We start from the raw sequence: 25120 nt of genomic DNA on the forward strand, positions 1-25120 counted from the left end.
CAACAAGAGGTCGGACGCTCTCCAGCTTCATGGCTTGTTCCCCTCGCGGCGGAGGTCTTCAGGCCAGACAAAAGGCCCGGCAATGCCGAGCCTTCCTGTCATGTTTCTGGACTTTATTTATTCGTTGGCGCGGAGGTTGTCGAGGTTTGACCGAAGAGCAGTTTCTTGCCCTCTTCTGTCACGGCCGGGCGTGATGAAAAGGGCTCGCCCTTGGCATAGGCCGCAAGGGTGGCCGGGCGTGCGCCGATGGCTTCGAACCAACCTTTCAGGTGCGGGAAGTCGTCAAGATTTTGCTGCTGGCGTTTCCACGGCACGACCCAGGGATACGCTGCCATATCCGCAATGGAATAGTCGTCGCCTCCCAGATAGGGCGTTTCCGCCAGCCGACGATCCATGACCCCATAAAGCCGATTGGTCTCATTGACGTAGCGGTTGATCGCATAGGGCAGTTTTTCAGGCGCATAAACACCAAAGTGATGGTTTTGTCCGGCCATGGGGCCGAGACCACCCATCTGCCAGAACAGCCATTCGCTGACGGTCTTTCGGCCACGCGTGTCATTCGGCAGAAAGCGACCTGTCTTTTCCGCAAGGTACATCAGAATGGCACCGGATTCGAACACCGAGATCGGTTCGCCGCCATCTTCCGGGGCCCGGTCGATGATCGCCGGCATACGGTTGTTGGGCGAAAAAGCCAGAAACTCCGGCTCGAACTGCGCACCAGCACTGATGTCGATTGGGTGGATTGTGTAGTCCAGATCTGTCTCTTCCAGAAACAGAGTGATCTTGTGGCCATTTGGTGTTGGCCAATAGTAGAGATCTATCATCTGGGCGGGTCTCCTTGAGTGTCATGAGCCGGTAACAGGAGCCGACTTAAAGCGCGGAATGATCCCGGACGGCATCTTCCAAATCGGCTTTCAGCTTGGCGAAGCGTTCATCAACGGCAGCCGGATCCTTGCGGTTGAGAGCAATCATCTCTGCCCGCGTTTCACCGCCGCGGATTACCTCGAAAGCATTTGCTTCAATACCCTCGACGATGGCAGCAGCAACGGCAGACGCGGGTTCGCGGGAAAACCCGAGTTCTGGCCCGGCCTTGTTGCTTTCCATCATAGGCGTCTCTGTGGCCCCGGGATAGGCGGTCAGAACATGAATACCTTCGCCCTTCAACTCGCGGCGCAGGGCCTCGCTGAACAGGGACAGTCCCGATTTGACTGCTGCATAAGTTGCATAGAACGGTGCGCCAATCAGGGCGATGCCCGAAGCGATATTGACCACCATTGCATCGCCGCTGTCGCGCAGACTTGGCAATGCGGCACGGGTCAGCAGGATTGGCGCCAGCAGATCAACCTGCACCATGGCCTCGATATCGGCTTCGGAGATGGCGTCAAGCCGACCAGCGCGCACACCACCTGCATTGTTGACGAGAACATCCAGCCCGCCGAACATTTCGAGGGCCCGTGTCAGCGTGGTTGCGCGACCTTCTGCGGTGGCCACATCGGCCGAAATGGCGTAGACGGGCTTGTCCGGGCTGCCCAGATCGTCCAAAGCGCTCGCCAGCATTTCAACGCGGCGGCCGGTGATGATTACCTTGGCGCCTTGAGCCAGAAAGGTTCTGGCCAATTCGCGACCGATTCCGCTTGATCCACCGGTGACAAGAATACGTTTGCCGTGAAGGTTCATCAAAAAATCCTTAGCTGGCGATTGGGTAGTTGGATGGGAACAAGGCGCGACGGCTTTCTTCATCCTGCGTTGTCTTGAAGGTGTGATCCTTGCCGACTGCGCGCGCCCGTTCAACGGCTGGACGTTCATTGATCTTCATCATGAAACGCTTCAGATGAGGGTAGGGAGCAAGGGCATCTTCCGCGCCTTTCATGACACGGCCTGCCCGTTCGATCCAGCCCCATGCAGAAATGTCGGCAATGGTGAAACTGTCCCCAACGATGGTGTCACGTCCTTCCAGATGGTTGTTCAACACCTGGTAATGGCGTTCAACTTCGCGGCGATAGCGATTGACGGCGTAGTCCAGCCCCTCAGGGGCGGCATACTGGAAATGAACCGCTTGTCCGGAAAACGGGCCAAGGCCAGTACCAAGAAACATCAGCCACGACAGAAGTTCGCCGCGATCATTGGGGTCGCCCAGAAACTTGCCGGTCTTTTCAGCCAGGTAGAGCAGGATTGCAGTTGAATCAAAGACGCGGACATCCTTGCCTCCGGGACCATCCGTATCGACAATTGCAGGCACCTTGCCATTTGGATTGATGGCGCGAAACGCCTCACTGTGTTGCTCCCCTTTGCTTGTATCCACCGGACACAGCTCATAGGCAAGGCCGGTTTCTTCCATGAAAAGAGCGATCTTGGCGGGGTTCGGCGTCGGATGAAAATAGAAGCGAATCATCACGGTATCCTTTGAAGTAAGAGGCACAGACCGAAGTGCAGCGTTCTGCGCCAAGGAAGAGGCAGGTGTTTTGCAGAAGTTTTAAAACGTTCGTTCTATATTGCGGCGCAAGATGAGAAATGGCAAGATGCTTTTTGTTTCACACTGCATGGACAGGCAAATGGCAAGACCAAGGGAATTTGACGAGGAAGTGGTTCTGAATGCGGCGGTCCTGTGTTTCTGGAACCGCGGTTACGATGCGACGTCAGTTCGCGATCTGGTCGAGAAGACCGGAATCACCAGTGCCAGCCTCTACAATGCCTTTGGTGACAAGCGTGCAATCTATCAGCGCGCGCTTGAGTATTATGTCGAACAGAGTATTGCAGCGCGAATACGGCGTTGCGAAAATATGCCGCCCTATGAAGCCATCCTGTCATTCTTTGAGAGTATTCTGGAGCGGTCGCTGGAAGACCCGCAGCGCAAAGGCTGTATGCTCGTCAATGCAGCACTCGACGTTGCCCCCCACGATCAGGGCTTCCAGGAGATCGTGGCCAGCGTACTGGTGCGGATCGAGCAGTTTTTCCTAACCTGTCTCAGGGCGGGGCAAGCGGATGGGAGTATTTCCGCTGAAAGAGATGCGGAAATACTCGCGCAGAGCCTTCTGGGGGCGTTGATGGGCCTGCGCGTCCTGACCCGCGTTCGCCCGGAGCCAGAGTTGTTGCGCGGCGTTGTTGCTTGCGCGATTGCCCAGCTAAATGTCGACCACACCATGGAAACGGCCCTTCAGGCAAATTGAGAGTGCCGCCAACTTTCGCCCCGACGGGTGATTGCAAGCGGTTCGCTGTGGTTTTCCTGATCTTAGGCATTCGGTGTTTGCGTGGCGGCGATGCTGTCGTTTGATCACAAGAGGGGCATCAGATTTATTTCTGAATGCATCTCTTGAGAGCACTGCGCTTTTGTCAGTCCCCTTCCTCTTGTGACTGTCAAAATTGCCAATAAGGTCAAGGTGAAAGTCTTCGTTTGAAAACTTACATAAAATGTCGATTGTTATTTTCTCATGCTGTGTAGTTCCTTTTGCGTTTCATGATGCGGGTGCGAAGAAAGACAAATGACAAAGCGCAATACCAATTTCGCCAAAAGCTTTTTCAAAGACTTTATGCAAATGTCTGGAAATGCACTCTGAAATTCGCTACCAACATTTATGGGAATGCAATAACAGGTTGGGGAAATATTTTGTCAACATGTGTTGATACAACAAGAAAAAAGCCGGCAAAACGGCGACGGTCATCTTCTGGAGAAACGCGCGCACGGGTTTTGGCCTCAGCAGGGCCTGCTTTTTGCCGCAATGGGTTTGAACAGCTCGGGGTCCGTGAAATTGCCAAGATGGCGGAGACCGATCCGGCAATTGTCATCCGGCTGTTTGGGTCAAAGGAAGCCTTGTTCGACGAGATCGCGAATGATGCATTTTGCCTGGAGGAGGCATTTCGTCATCCGCTTTCGGAACTGGGAGAGGCTGTTGCCGATTTTCTCTTGGGAAAGAAGACAAAGACCGAAGAAGACTTTGATGTCTTTCACTTTCTTTTGCACTCGGCGGCAAGTCCGGTGGCATCGCCCATTCTCTCACGCCATCTGCATGAGGAATTCGTGAAGCCTCTGGCCGGCATTCTGGGCAAGGAAGAGGCGGAGACGCGGGCGGCCTTGTTAGCAGCCTGCGTGCTGGGCTTTACCACCATGCGATATGCTTTCGAAGCGCCTGCTTTGAACTGTCAGGACATCTCGTTTTTGCGGCGTCGTCTTGCGACGATCCTGCAAACGTGCATCTCCTGTCCCGTCTGATCCTGCCTGGCGCCACGCCATCTCTGGCGCAGCGGTGTCGGGCGGATACAGACGTGGCTTGGGGGTCTCTACGTCGCGTCAAACAGCGTCTTGAACTGATGTGGTTGTGAGCGCAGATACTGGTTGGCAGCCTTGATGGTTTCGCCAAAATGCGCGGCTGCGTGCCACGGCCAACGCGGATCATACAGAATGCCGCGCGCCAGAGCGATCATGTCTGCATCGCCCGTGCTGAGAATGGCTTCAGCCTGTTCGAATTCGGTGATCAGACCGACGGCCACCACGGGCATGGACACTGCCTGCTTGATGGCGCGTGCAAAGGGCACCTGATAGTTCGGACCAACGGCGATTTGTTGCTCGGGCGACAAGCCGCCACTGGAAGCGTGAATGGCATCACATCCGCGCGCGTCCAGCTCCTTTGCAAAGGCGAGAGTGTCGTCGATGGACCAGCCCGTTTCGACCCAGTCACTGGCTGATACGCGCACCGTTACCGGTTTGTCAGCCGGGAAAGCAGCCCGCACGATGTCGAAGATTTCAAGCGGGAAGCGTAACCGGTTTTTCAGCGACCCGCCATAATCGTCCTTGCGTCGGTTGGACAGTGGCGAGAGGAATTGGTGCAACAGATAACCATGTGCGGCGTGGATCTGTACCGCGTCAACGCCAAGCCGTGCGGCACGTTCGGTTGCATCCTTGAAACCGTCACGGATGCGTTGCAACCCCTCAGCATCCAGTTCGCTCGGAGCATTGTCGTCCGACAGGAAGCCGAGAGGACTCGGGGCTACCGTTTGCCAGCCATCTTCGTGATCCGGGGCGATCTGACGTCCGCCATCCCATGGTTTGGCGCATGATGCCTTGCGGCCTGCATGGGCCAATTGGAGGCAGATCGGCATGTCAGACCAGTGCTCGGATTCCCTCCAGCACCAGCCCCATGGCTTCTTCGGTTGCCTCATTGTAAAGCCCTACATCACCATAGGTGATGCGCCCGTCCGGGGTAACCGCTGTCGCCTCAACGGTCAGCACGGCCGCACCGGATTGGGCCAACGCACCCAGATGCATCAGATGCCAATCGTTCATTTCGCCGTCTTCGGCCGAATACTGGCACATTGGCGCAATCACAATGCGATTGGTCATGTCGAGCGACTTCAGCTTGAGAGGTGAAAAGAGGTGCGTTTTCATGTGTTCATCTCCGGCAGACCCTGTCTTGCGGGCTAAATGCCCGCGTTTCAGCCCGGAGATAGAGGTTGGCGCGTGTAAATGCGATGGGCAGATGAAAATTATTCAAGAAAATCATCATTTCCGACAGGAAATATGCCGTTGATCCCGTCCCTGTGACCGGACATCGGCACGCGAGACGGGATCCTGTATCAAGGCCCGTGACTTTGCAGTCTGAAGCCACAGTCTTTAAGCGAAATACCCTGCCTTGGCCATGTCATCGAGAAGCGTGGCGTGCTCAGGGTCCCAACCAAGTATGCTCCGTGTTTTGGTACTGGAGGCGGGAGCATCCATCATTGCAAAGGTGCCGAACCAGCCGAAGTGCTTCATGACCGCCTCGGTCGCGCGGCTTTCCAACGGCACGTCAAGGTGACGACTGATAGTCTCGGCAATGTCGCGAAAGAGAATCCGCTCCTCGCCAATGGCATGATAGCGCGCCAGTGGCATATTGTTTTCAAGGGCAAGGCGATAGATCTTGGCGGCATCGAGACGATGCACTGCGGACCAATGATTTTCAACATCTTGCGGATAGACGGAAACGCCGGTGCTTTTTGCGTGGCCGATCAGAAAGGGCACGAACCCATGATCGCCCTTGGCATGAACGGACGGAGCAAGACGCACAGCACCTGCCTTGACCCCCTGATCGCGCAGGGCATTGGCTGCGGCTTCCGACTGGCGGGGATACTGCGGACCTGGAGCAGGGGGCAGATCATCTTCTGTGACCGGGCGGCCTTTGGTGATGTGAGCCAACCCGCTGGTGACGAGGATCTGCTTCTCCGTGCCAATCAGAACGGATCCCATGGCTTCAATTGCTTTGCGATCATCCTCACAGTTTTCCGAGACCTGGAGAAGTCATGGTTGAATGCGGTGTGGATGATTGCATCAACCTGACCGGCACATTCCTTCAGGATGTCGAGGTCTTTCAAGGTGCCAAGCTGAACGTCGACGCCAAGAGCTTTGAGAGACGCGGCCTTGTCGTCCGTCCGCGCCAGCCCGAGCACCTGGCGGCCGTGCGCCAGAAGATCATCCACCACGGCAGAGCCGACGAAACCGGTCGCACCGGTGACAAATACACGCATGATAGTCTCCTTTTTCAGAAGGCCGAAGTTTGATGGCCTGTCGATACAAGCCGGACGTTAGTGGTTGATTGTCGGATGATCCATGCGATAAAGTCCGTGAAAATTTCGCAATCGTCCGGGAATGTCTTATGGATCCGCTTTCTGATGTGCTGTCTCTGGTGAAGCCGCGAAATTATATGTCATCAGGCTTTGACGCTGGCGGCGATTGGGCGATCCGGTTTACGGACCTTACCGGGCACATTAAATGCTATGTGGTGGTGGCAGGCGCGGCGTGGATGCAAGTGGACGGAATTGATGCGCCTGTCCGTTTGACTGCGGGAGATTGTTTCATCCTCGCTTCCGGGAGGTCCTTCAATATCGCCAGCGATCTGTCGCTTGTCCCACATGATGCGGTGGAGGTCTTTCGCAGTCATGGCGCTGGCAACGGCAACCTCGTTCGCCACAATGGCGGCGGAGATTTTTTCATTGTCGGCAGTCGGTTCGTTGTCGATGGTATCAGCGTCGATTTGCTGTTCGGAACGTTACCCCCGGTCATTCATCTCAAGGAGGGGGCGGATGGCGTTTTCCTGCGCCAGAGTGTCGAGGCGATGATGCAGGAAATGCGCGCTCCACAGCCCGGAGGCGATCTCATTCTCGGACATCTGGCGCAAACCATGCTGGTGCAAGCCCTGCGTCTTCATCTGACGAACAAGGATGGCGCACAGACGGGCTGGCTTGGAGCGCTTGGCGACCGGAAACTTCACGCGGCCCTGAGTGCCTTTCATGCAGCGCCCGCCCATCGCTGGACCCTTGCTGATCTGGCGAGCAGGGCTGCTATGTCCCGGTCGACTTTTGCAAAGCGTTTCAAGGAAATGGTTGGAAGTGCTGCGATGACCTACGTCACGCGCTGGCGCATGTTGCTGGCGGGAGAAAGGCTGCGCACCACCCAAGATCCGGTTGGGGATATTGCTTTGTCGCTTGGATATGAATCTGAAAGCGCGTTCAGCACCGCCTTCAAGCGTGAAATGGGGCAATCACCACGGCAATTCGCAGTGCGCCAGCGCGCACAGCGGACACTGGGAGGCACAGCGGACCTGCCACAGTATCAGGATGCCATTTAAGGTGACTTCGTCGGCAATGGTTCTCGCGATTGGTCATGAAAAAGGGCGCTGTGATCACAGCGCCCTTTCATGGTCAGCGGGTCACCGAACGGAATCCGTACGGGTTTTTCACGCAGCTTCAGGCTTTTCCAGCGTCTTCATATCGATCACGAAGCGGTATTTTACGTCGCTCTTGAGCATACGCTCGTAGGCTTCATTGATCTTTTGAATCGGGATCATCTCAACGTCGGAGGTAATGTTATGCTCTGCGCAGAAGTCGAGCATTTCCTGCGTTTCGGCAATGCCACCAATCAGCGAACCGGCAAAGCTGCGACGTCCCAGCACCAGGCTGAACACCTGCACGGGCAGCGGCTGATCAGGAACACCAACTTGCACCAGCGTTCCATCGCGCTTCAACAGGCGCAGGTACTCGTTGATGTCGTGAGGGGCCGCAACGGCGTCGATGATCAGGTCGAGGCTGCCAGCTTTTGCCGCCATCTGGTCGGCATCTTTGGACAGGACGACTTCATCTGCGCCAAGTTTCTTGGCGTCGCCAACCTTCGACTGGCTGGTGGTGAACATCACCACATGCGCGCCAAGAGCATGGGCGAGCTTGACGGCCATATGACCGAGACCGCCCAGACCGACAACGCCGACTGTCTTGCCAGGGACCGGCCTGCCAGTGGCGCAGCGGTGACCAGGTGGTAATGCCCGCACACAGCAGCGGAGCAACGGCCTTGGTATCGAGGTTTTCCGGAATGCGCAGGACGAAGTGTTCCTTGACGACAACGTGGCTGGAGTAGCCACCGAAGGTCTGACCACCAAGGTGTTTGTCTTCCGCATTGTACGTGCCGGTGAAGCCATTCTCGCAGTATTGCTCAAGATCCTGCTTGCAGCTTGGGCAGGTGCCGCAAGAATCGACCATGCAGCCGACGCCGGCCAGATCGCCAACCTTGAATTTGGTGACATTGTCGCCGACTGCGGTCACGCGGCCAATGATCTCATGGCCGGGAACATTCGGGTAAATCGTGCCACCCCATTCGTTGCGGGCGGTGTGCAGATCCGAGTGACAGACGCCACAATACAGAATTTCCATTGCGACGTCATCAGCACCCGGATCGCGGCGCGAGAAGGAGTAAGGTGCCAGATCGGATTTTTCATCTTGGGCGGCGTAACCTGTACAGGCAAACATGGCTTTATCCTTGTTGGCTTTGTTTGAAATATAAAGAGCAGGCGGCCCCTGAAAATGGAGGCCTGCACGAAGCGCTGCCCGAATGCGGTAGCCGAGGGGCGTTGACCCGATCGGGCGGGACCATTGTTTCGTGAAAACGGACGTTGGCAGGGATGTGGCAAACCGCAGATCTGGGCAGGACGCGATAAACAGGTTTTTTGCGGAACGCCAGAACAGAGAGTTGCCGACGATAGATGATCGGCGTTTTGTTCGGTGTGCCGGTCCTGTCTGCGATGTGCGACATCAATGGTCCTCTTGTGAACGCTCCGCATTTAGGTCTCTGCCGGCGAAATACAATGGCCTGAGGTCAAAACGGTGGCTTTCAGAAGCGTTTTTCTCGCGGCACGCAAAACACGCGGAGTGCACAAAAAAGCCCGCTCATCGCAAGAGATGAACGGGCTTTGTGTTATTGCGTAATGCAATGATCAGAAAGGGCGTGTTTCCATCAGGCCGTAGGCAATGGCGATAAAGACCACCTGCAAGACCACGGCTACAGTCGCACCGGATTTGTTGTTGCCAGCCAAGGCCCGTTTGCCGCGTGCCCCCATGATGCCGTGCAAGATGACGGCGAGCAGGCCGATCCATGGGAACAGCATTGACATCCAGGGTGTTCATGGCGACAAGCACAATCCCCGTCAGACCAACAAGGCCGGTAAACGCCATGGCGCCGATGTAAACCAGTCGCTTGGGCATGGTCAGCGCGTCCGGACCGGAGCGACTGGCAAAGACGATGATCGCCCAAACAACGGTGAACAGCATGGCGAGCGTGGCGAGACCGCTGTGGGCCCCGACAAAAGCAGCATAACTCATATTTCGCGTCCTCACTGAGGCCATGCCCTCGCGGGCATGTATCTCTTGCGGTTGGCAGGGACAGCAAACGCCCGGCCTCTCAAGCTTCGGTGTGGGCCGTCCCGGCAAGTGTCATCGGTAACTCTGCTTTTTCTATCACGCCCTTGTGAGAAAAAGCGAGGTCAGATCCTGTCTGCTGGCGTCCGTAGAGCCTATGCGACCCGGTACCCCAAAACCTTGCGCTCGCGCTCAGGCGTCAGGCCCATCTGTGCTTCCTGCAGGTGTGTCTGAAGGAGACGGGTCGGTCTTGGCTCGTCGTTCACGCTCAATAGCGTCGTGATTGCGGCGTGACTGCAATTCAATATAGATCCGGGCGATGTCGGGATGTGCGTCGCGGATACGGGTTTCAAGTGTGTGATTGGCCGCTTCGATGGCACCTGCCGTCATGTCGTCACGGAAATCAAGCGACAGAGCCAGCAGAATATCACTCGGACCTCGGTGCAGAGTGCGCAATTCATTGATCGAAATCACGCCGGGCAGATCGCCGATCATCTCACGGATAGAGGCTTGCATGTCAGGGTCGGCGCTTTCACCGATCAAAAGTCCCTTGGTTTCATAGGCAAGCAGAACTGCCGTGATCGCAAGAATGATGCCGATGACGACGGAGGCGGCACCATCCAGCCAGACAATGCCCAGAAGTTGCGAGGCGACAAGCGCGCTGAAGGCGACGATCAAGCCAAGAATGGCGGCCGTATCTTCGAAAAGAACCGTGAAGATCGTCGGATCTTTCGAATCCCGCACTGCCGTCAGCACGTGCTTGCCACCAGAGACAGAATTGAATTGTCGGAAGGCAATGAACCACGCGGTGCCTTCAAAGATGATTGCCAGGGCGAGCACCACATAGTTGACGATGGGGCTTTCTACCGGATGCGGTGTGATGAGTTTGTTGATGCCTTCATAGATCGAGACGCCGGACCCAATGGCAAAGATCAGAATGGCGACAATGAACGACCAGAAATACAGTTCCGTGCCATAGCCGAAGGGATGTTTTTCGTCAGCAGGCTTGGCAGCACGTTTCATGCCGTAGAGCAGCAATCCCTGATTTCCCGTGTCGACAAGAGAGTGGATGCCTTCCGAGAACATGGCCGAGGAACCTGTGTAGAGCGCTGCGGCAAACTTGGTGATGGCAATCAGTGTGTTTCCGGCGAGTGCTGCGAAGACAACCGTCTTGGAACCATGGGCGGACATCGGAACTTCCCTTTTTCGGACAAAAGCATGTCGGTTTGATCATATGGCAAGCCTGGATCGCGCACCAGACGCAAGGCTTCTCTTCATCAAACGTCAGGCCCGGCAAATGTATCCGGAAACATTTTGGTGTTCTTGAAACCACCATGTTTCGAGAGCAATGCTTGCATCCCTTTCAACCTCTGGACATCAGGAGACACGGTTTGCGCAAGGTTCATTATCTGGATGATTCACGGGCACATCGTATTCTCTGGCTGCTTGAAGAGCTTGGCCTGGAGTATGACGTCGAGGTGTATAAACGAGGCCGTGATTTGCGCGCGCCACAAGCGCTCAAGAGCATTCATCCACTCGGCAAATCGCCAGTGCTGGAAGACAGAGGCAGGTTGCTGGCGGAAAGCGGCGCCATTTGCACGTATCTCGTCGAGACCTATGGTGCAGGTTCGTCCCTGATGCCAGCTCACGGAGATCGTCATGAGTGGGATCATGCGTTCTGGATGCATCATGCGGAAGGCTCGGCCATGCCACTTCTGACGCAGCGGCTGTTGTTTCAGGTGTTGCCGAGCCATATGCCATGGCTGTTGCGCCCCTTTGCGCAACTGATCAGCAAAGGGTTTCTAGAGCAATCAAGCACGCCGGAACTGATGCGCTACGTTACTTACTGGAATGACAGTCTGGCGGACACCGGATGGTTTGCCGGCGACTTCTTTACTGCCGCCGACATCATGATGAGTTTTCCGCTGGAAGTGGCCAAGGGGCGGGCGGATCTGCGCTCCATCGATACATCGCATATCGATCGCTTTTTGGAACGTATTCATCAGCGGCCAGCTTATCAGGCCGCGCTTGCAAACGGCGGTGCCTATTGCTTCGGTGGTTGAGCGATGGACATTCTTCAGGTGTGCAGGATGAACGCCTTGACGCCGTCGGCGATGAACTGAACGGAGAGGGCGGCCAGGAGCACGCCGAGCAAGCGCGTGACCACAAGCTGGGCCGTATCGCCAAACAGGGATTCCAGCCGGTCTGCCAGCATGAAAGCGCCCATCACCAACGCCAATACGAACACGAGCATCCCGCCAAGCCCGATATAGCTGAGCGTATCGGGAGCCTGAGCTGACAGCAGGATAACGGCTGAAATGGCCGCAGGCCCGGCAATCAGCGGGATAGCGATGGGGAAAATTGCCACGTCCTGATCGTTGTCGTCCGGGGCATGATCATTGGCGACCTTTTCTGCTGTCGCCGTTTTGCGCTGCTGGCGTTTGTTGAACACCATTTCGATGGCAATGATGAACAGAAGAGCGCCGCCGGCCACCTTGAAGGCCCCCATAGAGATGCCCATCACCGACAGAATGCTTTGTCCGAACACGTAGAAGATGCCCAGAATAACCGCACCTGTAATCGTGCCGCGCATGACAACACGCATGCGTTCTGGGCGGCTGAGACCGGCTGTGAGCGCCAACACCATGGGGGTACAGGCCGACCGGATCAATGGTGACGAACAATGTGGCAAAGGCATTGATCAGGAAATCGGACATGGTCTCTTTATCGTTGCGATGCCAACAAGGGCAGTCAGGGGCAGAAGACGACAGGGGTAGCGGTTTTTCAACGGCCTGTTTCCCACGTAACACGAGTTTGCGAAACACCCAAGATCAGCCTGACCGCCCTGCGGACAAACCCGATGTGCGGGCCGGTCATATGGGAATTTTGCCGGCTTTTGGCGCAAAAACGTGTGTTCAAGCCGAAATCATTTTGTCTGCCTGTGAATTAACTTCGTAAATTATTGAAATAAATAGGTTTTTTATAACGTCTGGCGGGCTTCCGGATTTGGTTTGCATCCTTGAATCGGATATAAACCAGTCAGCTATAACAAGATCAAAGAGACGTGTCCTTGCCTGACTAGGATAACAGTGAAACTGACGGCGGCTTGCCTTCAGATATCAAACCGATATCCATCGTAGACGAGATGAAGCGCAGCTATCTCGATTACGCCATGAGCGTGATCGTGAGTCGTGCCTTGCCCGACGTCCGTGATGGTCTCAAACCGGTTCACCGCCGCATTCTGTTCTCGATGAACGAGAACGGTTACGAGTGGAACAAGCCTTATCGCAAATCGGCCCGTGTTGTCGGTGACGTGATGGGTAAGTATCACCCGCATGGTGACAGTGCGATCTATGACGCACTTGTCCGCATGGCGCAGAGTTTCTCCCTTCGCCTGCCGTTGATTGACGGTCAGGGCAACTTCGGCTCGGTCGATGGCGATCCGGCTGCGGCCATGCGCTATACCGAGTGTCGGTTGCAGAAGGTGGCTCACAGCCTGCTGGATGACATCGACAAGGAAACTGTCGATTTTCAGGAAAACTACGACAACTCGGAAAGCGAGCCTGTTGTTCTTCCTGCCAAGTTCCCCAACTTGCTGGTCAATGGCGCGGGCGGTATTGCTGTCGGTATGGCCACCAATATTCCGCCTCACAATCTGGGCGAAGTGATTGATGCTGCCATTGCCATCATGGAAAACCCGGCGCTGACCTTGCCGGAGCTGATGGAAATTGTTCCTGATCCGGATTTCCCGACCGGAGGCATGATTCTGGGTCGTGCGGGCATCCGCTCGGCGTTTGAAACGGGTCGTGGTTCGGTTGTCATCCGTGGCAAGGTCGATGTCGAGGAAATCCGCAAGGATCGTTTCGCGCTGATCGTGACTGAAATCCCGTATCAGGTGAACAAGTCTTCCATGATCGAAAAGATCGCGGAAGCCGTGCGTGACAAGCGCATCGAAGGTATTTCCGACATCCGCGATGAGAGTGACCGCTCGGGTATGCGTGTGGTGATCGAATTGAAGCGCGACGCGGTGGCCGATGTCGTGCTCAATCAGCTTTATCGCTACTCGCAGCTACAGTCCTCTTTCGGCTGCAATATGGTGGCTCTTAACGGCGGTAAGCCGGAACAGATGAGTCTGGCCGAAATGCTCGCCGCTTTCGTTCACTTCCGCGAGGAAGTTGTCCAGCGGCGCACACGCTATCTGCTCAAGAAAGCGCGTGACCGGGCGCATGTCTTGGTGGGTCTCGGTATTGCTGTTGCCAATATCGATGAAATCATTCGGCTGATCCGCACTGCGCCTGATCCTGCGACGGCCCGCGAACAGTTGATGACCCGCAACTGGCCGGCGCGCGACGTGGAGCCATTGATCCGCCTGATCGATGACCCGCGTCATATGGTCTATGAAGACGGTACCTACAAGCTGTCTGAAGAGCAGGCTCGCGCCATTCTGGATCTGCGCTTGCAGCGCCTGACGGCTCTCGGGCGTGATGAAATTGCGGACGAGTTGAACAAGATCGGTGCTCGCATCTCGGACTATCTGGACATTCTGCGCTCACGCGCCAGAATCCAGGAAATCATCCGTGATGAAATGCTGGCGATCAAGGAAGAGTTCGCGACGCCGCGCCGTACGGAAATCATCGAGGGCGGCCCGGACTTTGACGAAGAAGATCTGATCCAGCGCGAAGACATGGTCGTGACCGTGTCGCACAACGGCTACATCAAGCGTGTGCCGCTGGCGACCTACCGGGCACAGCGCCGTGGCGGCAAGGGGCGGTCTGGCATGGCGACGAAAGACGAGGATTTCGTCTCGCGTCTGTTTGTTGCCAGCACACATACGCCGGTGCTGTTCTTCTCCAGTCGTGGCATTGCCTACAAGATGAAGGTCTGGCGTCTGCCGCTTGGCAGTCCGACCTCTCGCGGCAAGGCCCTGGTGAATATGTTGCCGCTGGAACAGGGCGAACAGATCAGCTCCATACTGCCCTTGCCGGAAGATGAGGACACCTGGGCAGATCTGGATGTGATGTTTGCAACGACGCGCGGCACGGTTCGCCGCAACAAGTTGTCAGACTTCACCAACATCAATCGCAACGGCAAAATTGCGATGAAGCTGGAAGATGGCGACGGGATTGTCGGCGTTGAGACCTGCTCCGAGCATTCCGACGTCATGCTGACGACGGCCTTCGGCCAGTGTATCCGCTTCCCCGTTACCGATGTGCGTGTCTTTGCCGGGCGAAATTCGGTTGGCGTACGCGGCATCAACCGGGCGGATGAGGACACGGTCATCTCGATGCAGATTCTGCATCATATCGACGTCAGTGCCGAGGAACGCACCGCTTATCTGAAGTTGTCGCGCGCCATGCGGGGCGAAGCCGATGAAGTGGTGACAGGCGAAGACAATCTGCCGACGGTTGGGGAAGAGATCACTCAGGAGCGCTATGCACAAATGAGTGCTGCCGAGCAGATCATCCTCACCATTTCCGAAAATGGCTACGGCAAGCGCACCTCGTCCTACGAGTACCGGGTTACCGGGCGCGGCGGTAAGGGCATCACGGCCATGGCCGTGACCAGCCGAAACGGCAATCTGGTCGCTTCCTTCCCGGTTGAAGATGGCAATCAGATCATGCTTGTCACCAATGGCGGACAGCTTATTCGTTGCCCTGTCGAGGGGATCCGCATTGCTGGCCGCAACACTCAGGGTGTTATTGTCTTCAAGACGGCCGATGATGAAAAGGTCGTCGCTGTCGAGTGTATCAACGATGTGGACGATGAAGACGAGCTGTTGGACGGCGTTGAAGGTTCTGATGCAACTGCAATTGCTGATCCGGGTGCCGCTGAGAGTGCGTCTGGAGAGGCAGATGCATCGCAAGGCGACAGTGCGTCCGATGAGGCGAATGATGCTGATGAGGATGGCGCCTCGGATGAAGGCGACGACGACGCCTGATTGGCGCATTTCAGACGGGCCAACCACTCACCTTGGCCTGTCTCTTCTAGCAAGCGCTTGCACGTGATGGGTCTGATTGAAGACGCAAAAAAGGGCGGACACCGAGGTGTTCGCCCTTTTTATTTCCGCGGGGAGGAAATGTCTGAGCCGAAGGAGGAGGGGGCTCTTGTGGTAAAGTAAAGTGCTTTACCGGGTTGTTTCATAGCGGGTCAGCACGGTTGTGTTGGATTTGTTAGACGGAGTGCTGACCGTTTCGAACCGGATAGTCCGCAGATTTTTCTTGCCGCTGATCTTCTGAGCGCAAGCTGTGGACCAGTTGCCCCAGTTCTGCTGCTTGCAAGACAGGCTGGATTCGACCAGCAGATTGCCTTTGCTGCTCTCTGCGCCCTGAGCCGAAGCATTGGCAGACATGTCGAGGGGCGACAAGGTGGTGAAGGCGGCGGTTGCGACGCCAATGACTGCGATTGCCGTAACACCGAGAACCTGCAGCGCGGCCTTCGGGCTTGCAGCCTTTACTTGCGCGCGGAAGAAGTTCGTGTCGCTGTCGTTCAAAGTCTTGTCCATTGCACTATCGGAATAAGTTTTCATCGCCGTCATCTCCGTTTGCAAGATGAAATTCTTGACCTGAAAACCTGTGACCGGCCTAAAGGTTCCAAGAATTGTTAAGAGCTTGGTAATTTATCCGAGGAAGCGACGTCAGGAGGTTGCCGGGCGTGGATTGCTGCGCTTGTCTGACAGCTCTCTCTTGTCGAATGAAACGCAGCAAGTTAAATGACTGTTATGGCTCATTGCGCGATCTACACAGGGTCTTTCGACCCGCTGACATCCGGACATCTCGATGTTCTTCGAAAAGGTCTGGTCCTGGCGGATACGCTGGTGGTTGCCATTGGCGTTCATCCGGGCAAGCAACCAATGTTTTCATTCGAGGAGCGGCGTGACCTTATTCTCGGTGCGGTCTCCGCAAACCTGTCGGATGCTGATGCGCAACGCCTTGATATTGTCTCTTTTACAGGGCTTGCCGTTGATATCGCCCGCGAATGCAAGGCGACACTGATGATCCGGGGCCTGCGTGATGGATCTGATCTTGACTATGAAATGCAAATGTCCGGTATGAATGCCACGCTGGCGCCGGATATTCACACCATCTTTGTCCCCGCCAGTTCGGCCACACGTCATATAACGGCCACGCTGGTGCGTCAGATCGCCAAGATGAAGGGTGACGTTCGCGGGTTTGTTCCCGACAATGTTGCTCAGGCGCTGCGACGCAAACTGGACGTTTAGCCCGTCCAGATCTTGCTAGACTGACTGATTGGAGTTCTCAGTGTATCGACTTTTCTCTTTTGTGGCCGTTGTTACGGCCTTGCTGTTCGTGCCGGTGGCTGCCAACGCCCAGACCAGCCAGAAGCTGGATCCGGAAAACACCATCTATATGGATTTGAAAGATGGCCGCGTGGTCATTCAATTGCGCCCGGACCTGGCCCCCAAGCATGTTGCGCGCATCAAGAAGCTGACACGCGAAGGCTTTTATAACGGGCTGATTTTCCACCGCGTCATCGAGGGCTTCATGGCGCAGACCGGCGATCCCACGGGAACGGGTATGGGGGGATCCAAGCTGCCGGATCTGAAGGCAGAGTTCACCGATACGCCTTTCAAGCGAGGCACGCTCGGCATGGCGCGAGCACAGGATCCGAACAGCGCCAACTCGCAATTCTTCATCACCTTCAAGGCAACGCCTTGGCTTGATGGGAAATACACCGTCTGGGGCCATAGGTCGTTGACGGGATGCAATACGTCGACAAGATTGCCCGCGGTGAGCCGCCTGCGCATCCTGACAAGATCATCAAGATGCAGGTTGCGGCTGACGCTGACAAATAAGCCGCATCAACCTTTAACTGACCCGACGTCTGTCGGAAAACAAAAACAAACGGAGCGACACATGGCCGACATCAAGGACGCCGAAAACACCCTTCTCTTGGAAACGACCAAAGGGTCCATCGTCATCGAAATGAAGCCGGATCTGGCACCGACGCATGTTGCACGCATCAAGGAATTGGTGCGCGACGGTTTTTATGACGGCATCGTTTTCCACCGCGTGATCGATGGTTTCATGGCGCAGACCGGTTGCCCGAAGGGCACGGGCACGGGCGGTTCCGGCAAGAAGCTGAAAGCTGAGTTTTCCCAGGAAAAGCACGTGCGTGGCACCTGTTCGATGGCCCGCTCCATGGATCCGAACTCCGGCGATAGCCAGTTCTACATCTGCTTCAACGAAGCCCCTTGGCTGGATGGCCAGTACACGGTTTGGGGTCAGGTGATTGAAGGCATGGACAATGTCGACCAGATCAAGCGCGGCGAACCGGTTCAGGATCCCGACAAGATCGTGTCGATGAAAGTCGCCGCGGACGCATAATGGCGGTGTCTGACGACACATATTCAACACTGCGCGTGGCGAGGCCGACAAACGACCTTGCCACGCTGCTGCATTTCTATTGTGAGGCGGCGGGCTTTCAACTCCTTGCTCGCTTTGACGACCACGCTGGATTTTCCGGCCGTATCCTAGGTTATCCCGGTGCAAAGTGGCATCTGGAACTTGTGCAAGAAGAGGGGACTGAGGCGCCGCGTTGCAACAGCCCCGAACATCTGCTGGTTCTCTATATTCCCGACCAAAATGACTGGCAGACAAGCATTGATCGCATACGCCTGCATGGGTATAAGCCAGTGCCATCCCAAAATCCGTATTGGGATGTCGACGGGATGACCTTTGAGGATCCCGACGGTTATCGTCTCGTATTTCAAAGAAGGCCCTGGGCGCTCTGATGCACCGGCTCCGCATCTGACGGGTGTCGTGTTTTGCGCAAACGTCCGGTGAATGAACATCATGCGCGTAGACTTGTTCGATTTCGATCTTCCCAACGAGCGGATTGCCCTGCGTCCCGCCCGACCGCGTGATTCTGCCCGTATGCTGGTGGTTGACCCAGGCGCCAAAACGCCGATGTCCGACCATGGGGTGCGTGACTTGGTGAGTTTGCTCAACCCCGGCGACGCTCTCGTTTTCAATGATACTAAGGTGATTCCGGCGCAGCTTGAGGGAAAACGTGTACGCGGCGACATTTCGGCTGGCGTGTCTGCGACCCTACACTTGCGCAAGGCCGGGAATCGCTGGTGGGCCTTCGTGCGGCCCGCAAAGAAGGTGGTCGCTGGTGACGAAATCATTTTTTCCGATGTCACTGGCGATGCACATTTGAGTGCTCGCGCACTCGAAAAGAAAGATGGCGGTGAGGTCTTGCTGGAATTCTCAGAGACAGGGGCAAAGCTGGATGCGGCGCTGGCCAGCGTCGGCCATATTCCATTACCGCCCTATATCGCGCTGAAACGCGGCGAAGACGATCAGGACCGTGCTGATTATCAGACAATTTTCGCAGAGAAAGATGGCGCGGTGGCGGCACCGACCGCCGGATTGCATTTCACGTCAGAATTGTTGCAAGCGTTGGAAAGCCGTGGCGTCGAACAGCACCGTGTGACGCTGCATGTCGGAGCAGGAACTTTCCTCCCCGTGAAGAGCGAAGACACGGGCGACCATCAGATGCACGCGGAATGGGGCGAAGTCAGCGCCGAGACGGCTGCTGCCCTGCGCGCTGTGCGGGCGCGCGGCAACAAGGTGGTCAGTGTTGGCACAACGTCGCTGCGCATTCTGGAAAGTGCCGCTCAAGGTCCGGATGGCTTGCAGGCGTTTTCCGGTGAAACCTCGATTTTTATCACACCCGGTTACCGCTTTCGCGCCATTGACGCATTGATGACCAATTTCCATCTGCCGCGTTCGACACTGTTCATGCTGGTGTCTGCCTTCGCCGGGTTGAAGACGATGCGTCTGGCCTATGAGCATGCGATTGAAACCGAGTATCGCTTCTACAGTTATGGAGATGCGTCCCTGCTGTTTCCGCAAAACCATGATGAACCGGATACCAATGACCGTGACGCCGATGAGGGACGCTGACATGACCGACAAGACCACAGCCGCAGCCGCAGATCAGGCGTCGCCCAAGCCATTTGCCTTCAAGCTTTTGAAAACAGACGGCAAGGCCCGCCGCGGTGAAATCCATACGCCACACGGCGTCGTTCGCACGCCGGCCTTTATGCCGGTTGGTACGCAGGCAACTGTCAAAGCTATGTATCCGGGTCATGTTCGCAGCACCGGTGCAGATGTGGTTCTGGGCAATACCTATCACTTGATGTTGCGACCAACTGCTGAGCGGGTGGATCGTCTGGGCGGTTTGCACAAGTTCATGAACTGGCCGCACACGATTCTCACCGACAGCGGTGGTTTTCAGGTGATGTCCCTGGCGCAATTGCGCAAGCTTGATGAAACCGGCGTTCGCTTTCAAAGTCATATTGATGGTGCCCGCTATCACCTGACACCAGAACGGTCTGTTGAAATTCAGGGATTGCTTGGGTCCGACATCCAGATGCAGCTTGATGAATGTATCGGCCTGCCAGCGCCGCGCGAAGAAGTACAGCGCGCTATGGAACTGTCGCTGCGGTGGGCCGAGCGCTCCCGCGCGCAGTTTGAAAGCATGGGCGGACCGGCCAAGGGGCAGGGACTTTATGGCATTGTACAGGGCGGCGATGTCCCGGACCTGCGCATACGCTCGGCGGAGAGCCTGACGAAGATGCCATTTGAAGGCTATTCGGTCGGCGGACTGGCCGTTGGCGAGCCTCAGGATGTCATGCTCAAAATGCTGGACGTGACGACCGATGTGATGCCGACAGACAAGCCGCGTTATCTGATGGGGGTTGGTACACCGGACGATATTCTGGAAAGCGTTGCGCGTGGGATCGACCAGTTTGATTGCGTCATGCCGACGCGCGCTGGCCGTCACGGCCTTGCCTATACCCGCTTTGGCAAGGTCAATCTCAAGAACGCTCGTCATGCAGACGATCCGCGTCCGCTTGATGAAGCCTCTTCGTGCGAGGCGACCAACGGCGTCTACAGTCGGGCCTATTTACACCATCTGGTACGCACTGGCGAAGGGCTGGCAGCTATGCTGCTGACATGGAACAACATCGCTTATTATCAATTTCTGATGCAAGGCATCCGCGATGCCATTGAAGAAGATCGGTTCGCCGATTTCTACGCAGAGACCAAGGCCAATTGGGCGCGGGGCGATATTGACGCCATGTAAGCGGTGTTTGAAGCCTTCGCGCTGCGGTCGGTAAATAATCTTACTCCCCCCGTCCGAAGGCATTCGGACGGGCTTTGTCCAGGTCAGGCCACACAGTCACATTCAGGCGGCAGCGCCTATATCCGGCGCCAGAATACAGCCGGAAATGCGCCAAGAGCCATCCGGTTGTTGTTCGAACTGATAGAGCGCTTTCCAGCTTTTGCCTTGAGGCCCTTCCAGATACACGAGTTGCCTTGCCTTGGTCTTCTGTTCTTTCACCTTAGCCGAATGACAGGTTGCGCGACCGATAGACTGGTGCATAGGCTTGGCGCACCATTTGCATGAACAGTCCCGGCGTACCGAAGCGATGGCGCAGTTCCGGTGCTGCCAACGAGAAAGCGGTTGCCGCATCATCGCGGGCAAACGCCTGCATTTGGCTGCGGATCAGGGATTGGAAGGTCGTGCTGTCTTTGGCTGCGGCCAGCGTTGGCAAACTGGTGACGCCGAACAGCAAGGCGGTCAGAAGCGATAGAGATGTGAGGCGAGCGGCTTTGCGAAAGGGCATGGCGTTGAAGGCTCCGATTGCAGATAAGCATCATTCAGCCTAGCGCATTTTAAAGGTTTTGACTTCTTGGCAGATCTCTCATGAGATGAAACATCGGCTCACATCTGCGAAAAGGCAGGGTTTCGCCTGCCATTTCGACGTAGTTACAGACGCCACAGATCCACATCGTCCGGGGTCAAGTCCCGATCAAGCAACGCGGGCAAATCGGCAACAAGGCAGGTGCCTTTGCCCAGAAGGCCCGTTACCCGGTCCCAATTGTCTTGCGCAGCCCCACTGAACAGCGCGCGATGGGGCACAGCGATGACGACTGCGTCAGCTTCAGAAAGCTCATCAAGACCAGAGAGCGTCAGCCCGTATTCTGAGGCGACATGCGCTGCATCCGCCATTGGATCGTGCACTTTGACGTCGGCTCCGAAGCTTGCCAACTCTCGGACAAGATCGACAACCTTGGAATTGCGGGTGTCAGGCACGTCGGCCTTATACGTTACACCAAGGACGGAGATTTTCGGCGGCATCCGGCGGCCCAGCTTGACGCATTCCTGAATGATCTTGCCTGCCACGTAGGATGGCATCATTTCATTGGTGCCGCGCCCGGCGCTGATGACCTGCGGGGTCAAACCGATTTCATGCGCCTTGTGGGTCAGATAGTAGGGATCGACACCAATACAGTGGCCCCCAACAAGGCCGGGCTGGAAGGGCAGGAAATTCCATTTCGTTGCGGCACCGGCAAGCACATCCCGCGTGTCGATGTTCATGGCGTGGAACAGCATCGACAGTTCATTCATGAGGGCGATGTTGAGATCGCGCTGCGTGTTTTCGATGACTTTTGCCGCCTCCGCCACCTTGATTGTCGGCGCGATATGAATGCCAGCCGTGACAACGCTGCCATAGACGTCTGCCAGTTTGAGGGTGGTCTCAGGTGTGCTGCCGGAGACAATCTTGACGATATCGGCAAAATCTCGCTCTGTGTCGCCCGGATTGATCCGCTCGGGCGAATAGCCAACCTCGAAGTCCGTGCCAAATCGCAGGCCGGATTCCGCCTCCAGAACAGGGACCGCAATGTCTTCCGTTGCGCCGGGGAAGACGGTCGATTCGAAGACCACGATTGCGCCCTGTCGCATGATGCTGCCCACGGTCCTGGCCGCCGAGACGAACGGTGTCAGATCCGGGTGCTTGGCCTGATCCACCGGAGTCGGCACCGCGACGATAAAGATGTCGCAAGCGGACATGTCTTCTGCACGCGTTGTGAGCGACAGAGATGTCTGATCAAGGTCAGGGGCTTGAACAGACCCGGTGACGTCGTTGCCTGCCTGCAAGGCAGCGACCCGCGTTGCATTGATGTCAAAGCCGGTAACGGTATAACCCGCCTTGGCAAAGCCGATGGCAACGGGCAGGCCGACATAGCCAAGGCCGACGACTGCGATGGCCGGTTTGGCCTGAAGCTGTGCTGACATGATACAAAGGGTCCATGATGGGAGAGACAAGCGTAAAAAAAACCGGACGGATCGTGAAGATCCGTCCGGCATCGTCCTAGTCCCGATTGCCTGCCCTATGCAAGCCCGGGCAATGATCCATCCGGCGATGAACCTGATTATTCTGCGGCGATCTTGTGCCCAAGATACTGTTGCAGGAACGGCAGAAGCTCACTGGCAAGCTGTGGGTTTTCCATGGCGTAAGCAATGTTCGCGCTCAGGAAGCCTGCCTTGGAGCCGCAGTCATAGGTTTCACCTTCAAAGCGCAGACCGGTGAATTTCTGCTGACCCATGAGCGTCAACATCGCATCGGTCAGCTGAATTTCGCCGCCAGCGCCCGTGCCCTGATTTTCAAGCAGGTCGAAGATTTCCGGCTGCAAAATGTAGCGACCATTGATGAAGAGATTGCTTGGGGCCTTGCTCGGTTCCGGCTTTTCCACCATGCCGGTGATGCCAAAGGTTTTCGCCTTGGGGTCGCCGTCAACTTCAATGATGCCGTAATTCTGGGTCTGATCTTCCGGAACAGCCTCAACGGAAATGACGTTGCCGCCAGTTTCATTATAGACATCAACCATCTGTTTCAGGCAGCCCGGTTCGGACTTCATGATCATGTCCGGCAACAGCACGGCGAAAGGATTGTCGCCGATCAGCTCGCGTGCACACCACACGGCATGACCGAGGCCAAGAGGGGCCTGCTGACGCGTAAAGCTGACGGAACCCGGCTTCGGACGCAGCTTTTCGAGAAGCTCAAGAGCTTCCAACTTGTTGCGCTCCTGGAGCACATCTTCCAGTTCGTATGCACGGTCGAAGTGATCCGCGATCACATGCTTGTTGCGGCCTGTGACGAACACGATGTGCTCGATGCCAGCAGCACGGGCTTCTTCCACCACGTATTGAATGATCGGCCGATCAACAACAGTCAGCATTTCCTTTGGAACAGCCTTGGTGGCCGGGAGGAAACGTGTACCGAGACCTGCAACTGGCAGAACTGCTTTGCGGATGGGTTTGCTCATAGCTACTTTTCCGTCTTCCTTTTTCAGAGCCGCGCGTGGGGAAAGCAACGAAGGCCTGATAAAACTCTTGAATAGGCGACACATTTTCCGCGTAAAACGAAAGACGCGTCTACCTCATTAATGCAAGCGGGCCTGTGTGGTTCCAAATTTTACCAAGGCTTGCGAGGGTAAATTCAATGCAAAGCAGGCCGCATGATGGTCAACCCTTTCACAATAAGGCATCGTCCCCAAAAAAGCAGCGCGGCTTTTTGTCAGCATGCGAATTGTTGTTCGCAAATATTGCGAGTGCGGACCATTCGGGCTATGGATCTGTTCAAAATGTCGTGCACCTTCGCAGGTTTCAGCCTGTCGTTGCAAAAGCACGGCCTCTACTAGGGAACAAAGATGCTTGAACCTAACTCCGCCGTTCGTGTTGGGAATGTCACTTTCGACAATAGCACGCCTTTTAGCCTGATTGCCGGTCCGTGTCAGATGGAAAGCCGGGCGCATGCACTGGAATGTGCCGCTGCAATCAAGGAAATCACCGACGGGCTTGGAATTCAGGTTGTCTATAAAACCTCTTATGACAAGGCCAACCGCTCGTCGCTGACCGGCAAGCGCGGTGTCGGCATGAAAGAGGCTCTACCGGTCTTCGCCGAAATTCGGGAAACCTTTGGCATGCCGGTCCTGACCGACGTCCATGCGCCCGATCATTGCGCGGTTGTCGGAGACGTCGTCGATATTCTTCAGATCCCGGCCTTCCTGTGCCGCCAGACGGACTTGCTCGTGGCCGCAGCCAAGACCAATTGCGTCGTCAATATCAAGAAAGGCCAGTTTCTGGCCCCTTGGGACATGGCAAATGTCGTTGAGAAGGTGACTGGATCTGGCAATGCCAACATTCTGCTGACAGAACGTGGCGCAAGCTTTGGCTACAACACGTTGGTCAGTGACATGCGCTCGCTGCCGATCATGGCGAAGACCGGGGCTCCCGTTGTCTTCGATGCCACGCATTCTGTACAGCAGCCTGGCGGCCTTGGTTCTTCGACCGGAGGGGACCGGACGTTCGTTCCGGTTCTGGCACGCGCTGCCGTTGCCGTTGGCGTGGGCGGTCTGTTCATTGAAACGCATCCGGATCCGGACAACGCGCCTTCAGATGGTCCCAACATGATCGCGCTGAAAGACCTCGGCGCCTTGTTGAAGGAACTCAAGGACATTGATGCTGTGGTGAAGGCCGCACGCGCTGTCTGATTGAAATGTTGAGATCTCGTCACATTGACGTGGTCTCTTTCCTGCGGGACGCGTTCCCGCACCCCACCGTTGCCCGACGCCTCCCGTTTCGGGTTCGC

At 56.2% G+C, this 25120-nt stretch carries 24 protein-coding genes and 3 pseudogenes; 12 read left to right on the top strand and 15 right to left on the bottom strand.

Features of this window, described 5'->3' with window-relative positions; all coding sequences use genetic code 11:
* Positions 1-113: 113 nt before the first annotated feature.
* The 3 genes from AC0L7U_RS01340 to AC0L7U_RS01350 are packed head-to-tail and all read right to left on the bottom strand — an operon-like array spanning position 114 to position 2392.
* Entirely contained in the window at positions 114-824 is a 711-nt protein-coding gene (locus tag AC0L7U_RS01340; RefSeq protein ID WP_473693200.1) for a glutathione binding-like protein, read from the bottom strand.
* 46 nt (positions 825-870) lie between these two features.
* Positions 871-1677, bottom strand: coding sequence for an SDR family NAD(P)-dependent oxidoreductase (locus tag AC0L7U_RS01345; RefSeq protein ID WP_473693202.1), 807 nt, complete (start codon positions 1675-1677; stop codon positions 871-873).
* Between the two features lie 10 nt (positions 1678-1687).
* Complete coding sequence (locus AC0L7U_RS01350) at positions 1688-2392, bottom strand: glutathione S-transferase family protein (protein WP_473693203.1); 705 nt, start codon at positions 2390-2392, stop codon at positions 1688-1690.
* A 160-nt stretch (positions 2393-2552) separates the two neighbouring features.
* On the opposite strand from AC0L7U_RS01350, the gene AC0L7U_RS01355 reads away from it, so the two are divergent.
* Positions 2553-3167, top strand: a complete 615-nt coding sequence (locus AC0L7U_RS01355; protein ID WP_473693205.1) for a TetR/AcrR family transcriptional regulator — start codon at positions 2553-2555, stop codon at positions 3165-3167.
* A gap of 587 nt (positions 3168-3754) precedes the next feature.
* Positions 3755-4207: a TetR/AcrR family transcriptional regulator gene (locus AC0L7U_RS01360; RefSeq protein ID WP_473693207.1), complete on the top strand. Its 453-nt coding sequence runs from the start codon at positions 3755-3757 to the stop codon at positions 4205-4207.
* Positions 4208-4275: 68 nt separating this feature from the next.
* Here the strand turns inward: AC0L7U_RS01360 and AC0L7U_RS01365 are convergent.
* From AC0L7U_RS01365 to AC0L7U_RS01375, 3 genes and pseudogenes are all read right to left on the bottom strand, one after another.
* Positions 4276-5380 (bottom strand): annotated as a pseudogene (locus AC0L7U_RS01365) (NADH:flavin oxidoreductase/NADH oxidase).
* Positions 5381-5605: 225 nt separating this feature from the next.
* A complete protein-coding gene (locus AC0L7U_RS01370; protein ID WP_473693209.1) occupies positions 5606-6217 on the bottom strand; it encodes a Rossmann-fold NAD(P)-binding domain-containing protein in 612 nt (203 codons plus the stop codon).
* Entirely contained in the window at positions 6202-6495 is a 294-nt protein-coding gene (locus AC0L7U_RS01375) for an NAD-dependent epimerase/dehydratase family protein (protein WP_473693211.1), read from the bottom strand. Before AC0L7U_RS01375 ends, AC0L7U_RS01370 begins: the two co-directional genes overlap by 16 nt.
* A gap of 128 nt (positions 6496-6623) precedes the next feature.
* On the opposite strand from AC0L7U_RS01375, the gene AC0L7U_RS01380 reads away from it, so the two are divergent.
* Positions 6624-7595 carry an AraC family transcriptional regulator gene (locus AC0L7U_RS01380; RefSeq protein ID WP_473693213.1) on the top strand — a complete coding sequence of 324 codons (972 nt, stop codon included), beginning with the start codon at positions 6624-6626 and terminating at the stop codon, positions 7593-7595.
* A 108-nt stretch (positions 7596-7703) separates the two neighbouring features.
* On the opposite strand, the pseudogene AC0L7U_RS01385 reads toward AC0L7U_RS01380, so the two are convergent.
* The 3 genes and pseudogenes from AC0L7U_RS01385 to AC0L7U_RS01395 form a co-directional block, all read right to left on the bottom strand.
* Positions 7704-8766 (bottom strand): annotated as a pseudogene (locus tag AC0L7U_RS01385) (NAD(P)-dependent alcohol dehydrogenase).
* Between the two features lie 417 nt (positions 8767-9183).
* Entirely contained in the window at positions 9184-9615 is a 432-nt protein-coding gene (locus tag AC0L7U_RS01390; RefSeq protein ID WP_473693215.1) for a hypothetical protein, read from the bottom strand.
* A gap of 228 nt (positions 9616-9843) precedes the next feature.
* The gene (locus AC0L7U_RS01395) at positions 9844-10842 is read right to left on the bottom strand and encodes a cation diffusion facilitator family transporter (RefSeq protein ID WP_473693216.1); all 999 of its coding nucleotides are present in this window, start codon (positions 10840-10842) and stop codon (positions 9844-9846) included.
* Between the two features lie 200 nt (positions 10843-11042).
* Between AC0L7U_RS01395 and AC0L7U_RS01400 the strand changes: the two genes are divergently transcribed.
* Positions 11043-11714, top strand: a complete 672-nt coding sequence (locus AC0L7U_RS01400) for a glutathione S-transferase (protein WP_473693218.1) — start codon at positions 11043-11045, stop codon at positions 11712-11714.
* Positions 11715-11728: 14 nt separating this feature from the next.
* On the opposite strand, the gene AC0L7U_RS01405 is transcribed toward AC0L7U_RS01400, so the two are convergent.
* Positions 11729-12298 (bottom strand): MarC family protein, encoded by a 570-nt coding sequence (locus tag AC0L7U_RS01405; protein ID WP_473693220.1) that lies wholly within the window; start codon positions 12296-12298, stop codon positions 11729-11731.
* A gap of 498 nt (positions 12299-12796) precedes the next feature.
* Here AC0L7U_RS01405 and gyrA point away from each other — a divergent pair, with 498 nt between their 5' ends.
* Complete coding sequence (gene gyrA / locus AC0L7U_RS01410) at positions 12797-15589, top strand: DNA gyrase subunit A (RefSeq protein ID WP_473695610.1); 2793 nt, start codon at positions 12797-12799, stop codon at positions 15587-15589.
* A 186-nt stretch (positions 15590-15775) separates the two neighbouring features.
* Here gyrA and AC0L7U_RS01415 read toward each other — a convergent pair whose 3' ends face one another.
* A complete protein-coding gene (locus AC0L7U_RS01415; RefSeq protein ID WP_473693222.1) occupies positions 15776-16177 on the bottom strand; it encodes a hypothetical protein in 402 nt (133 codons plus the stop codon).
* Between the two features lie 192 nt (positions 16178-16369).
* Between AC0L7U_RS01415 and coaD the strand changes: the two genes are divergently transcribed.
* From coaD to tgt, 6 genes and pseudogenes are all read left to right on the top strand, one after another.
* Positions 16370-16870, top strand: a complete 501-nt coding sequence (gene coaD / locus AC0L7U_RS01420) for a pantetheine-phosphate adenylyltransferase (RefSeq protein WP_473695612.1) — start codon at positions 16370-16372, stop codon at positions 16868-16870.
* A 148-nt stretch (positions 16871-17018) separates the two neighbouring features.
* Positions 17019-17464, top strand: a pseudogene (locus tag AC0L7U_RS01425) (peptidylprolyl isomerase).
* Between the two features lie 61 nt (positions 17465-17525).
* The gene (locus AC0L7U_RS01430; RefSeq protein ID WP_473693224.1) at positions 17526-17996 is read left to right on the top strand and encodes a peptidylprolyl isomerase; all 471 of its coding nucleotides are present in this window, start codon (positions 17526-17528) and stop codon (positions 17994-17996) included.
* On the top strand, positions 17996-18403 hold the full coding sequence (locus AC0L7U_RS01435; RefSeq protein WP_473693226.1) for a VOC family protein: 408 nt from the start codon (positions 17996-17998) through the stop codon (positions 18401-18403). The genes AC0L7U_RS01430 and AC0L7U_RS01435 overlap by 1 nt, the downstream gene beginning before the upstream one ends.
* 61 nt (positions 18404-18464) lie before the next feature.
* The gene (gene queA / locus AC0L7U_RS01440) at positions 18465-19580 is read left to right on the top strand and encodes a tRNA preQ1(34) S-adenosylmethionine ribosyltransferase-isomerase QueA (RefSeq protein WP_473693228.1); all 1116 of its coding nucleotides are present in this window, start codon (positions 18465-18467) and stop codon (positions 19578-19580) included.
* 1 nt (position 19581) lies between these two features.
* Positions 19582-20766, top strand: a complete 1185-nt coding sequence (tgt, locus tag AC0L7U_RS01445) for a tRNA guanosine(34) transglycosylase Tgt (protein ID WP_473693230.1) — start codon at positions 19582-19584, stop codon at positions 20764-20766.
* A gap of 102 nt (positions 20767-20868) precedes the next feature.
* Here tgt and AC0L7U_RS01450 read toward each other — a convergent pair whose 3' ends face one another.
* From AC0L7U_RS01450 to galU, 4 genes are all read right to left on the bottom strand, one after another.
* Positions 20869-21024 (bottom strand): DUF4864 domain-containing protein, encoded by a 156-nt coding sequence (locus tag AC0L7U_RS01450; protein WP_473693232.1) that lies wholly within the window; start codon positions 21022-21024, stop codon positions 20869-20871.
* A gap of 1 nt (position 21025) precedes the next feature.
* On the bottom strand, positions 21026-21310 hold the full coding sequence (locus tag AC0L7U_RS01455; RefSeq protein ID WP_473693234.1) for a DUF4864 domain-containing protein: 285 nt from the start codon (positions 21308-21310) through the stop codon (positions 21026-21028).
* A gap of 143 nt (positions 21311-21453) precedes the next feature.
* Positions 21454-22764, bottom strand: a complete 1311-nt coding sequence (locus tag AC0L7U_RS01460; RefSeq protein WP_473693236.1) for a nucleotide sugar dehydrogenase — start codon at positions 22762-22764, stop codon at positions 21454-21456.
* A 137-nt stretch (positions 22765-22901) separates the two neighbouring features.
* Positions 22902-23795 carry a UTP--glucose-1-phosphate uridylyltransferase GalU gene (galU, locus tag AC0L7U_RS01465; protein ID WP_473693238.1) on the bottom strand — a complete coding sequence of 298 codons (894 nt, stop codon included), beginning with the start codon at positions 23793-23795 and terminating at the stop codon, positions 22902-22904.
* Between the two features lie 384 nt (positions 23796-24179).
* Here galU and kdsA point away from each other — a divergent pair, with 384 nt between their 5' ends.
* Positions 24180-25022 (top strand): 3-deoxy-8-phosphooctulonate synthase, encoded by an 843-nt coding sequence (gene kdsA / locus AC0L7U_RS01470; protein WP_473693240.1) that lies wholly within the window; start codon positions 24180-24182, stop codon positions 25020-25022.
* Positions 25023-25120: the final 98 nt, after the last annotated feature.

It is taken from the genome of Roseibium sp. 10G30-5, assembly GCF_055809635.1.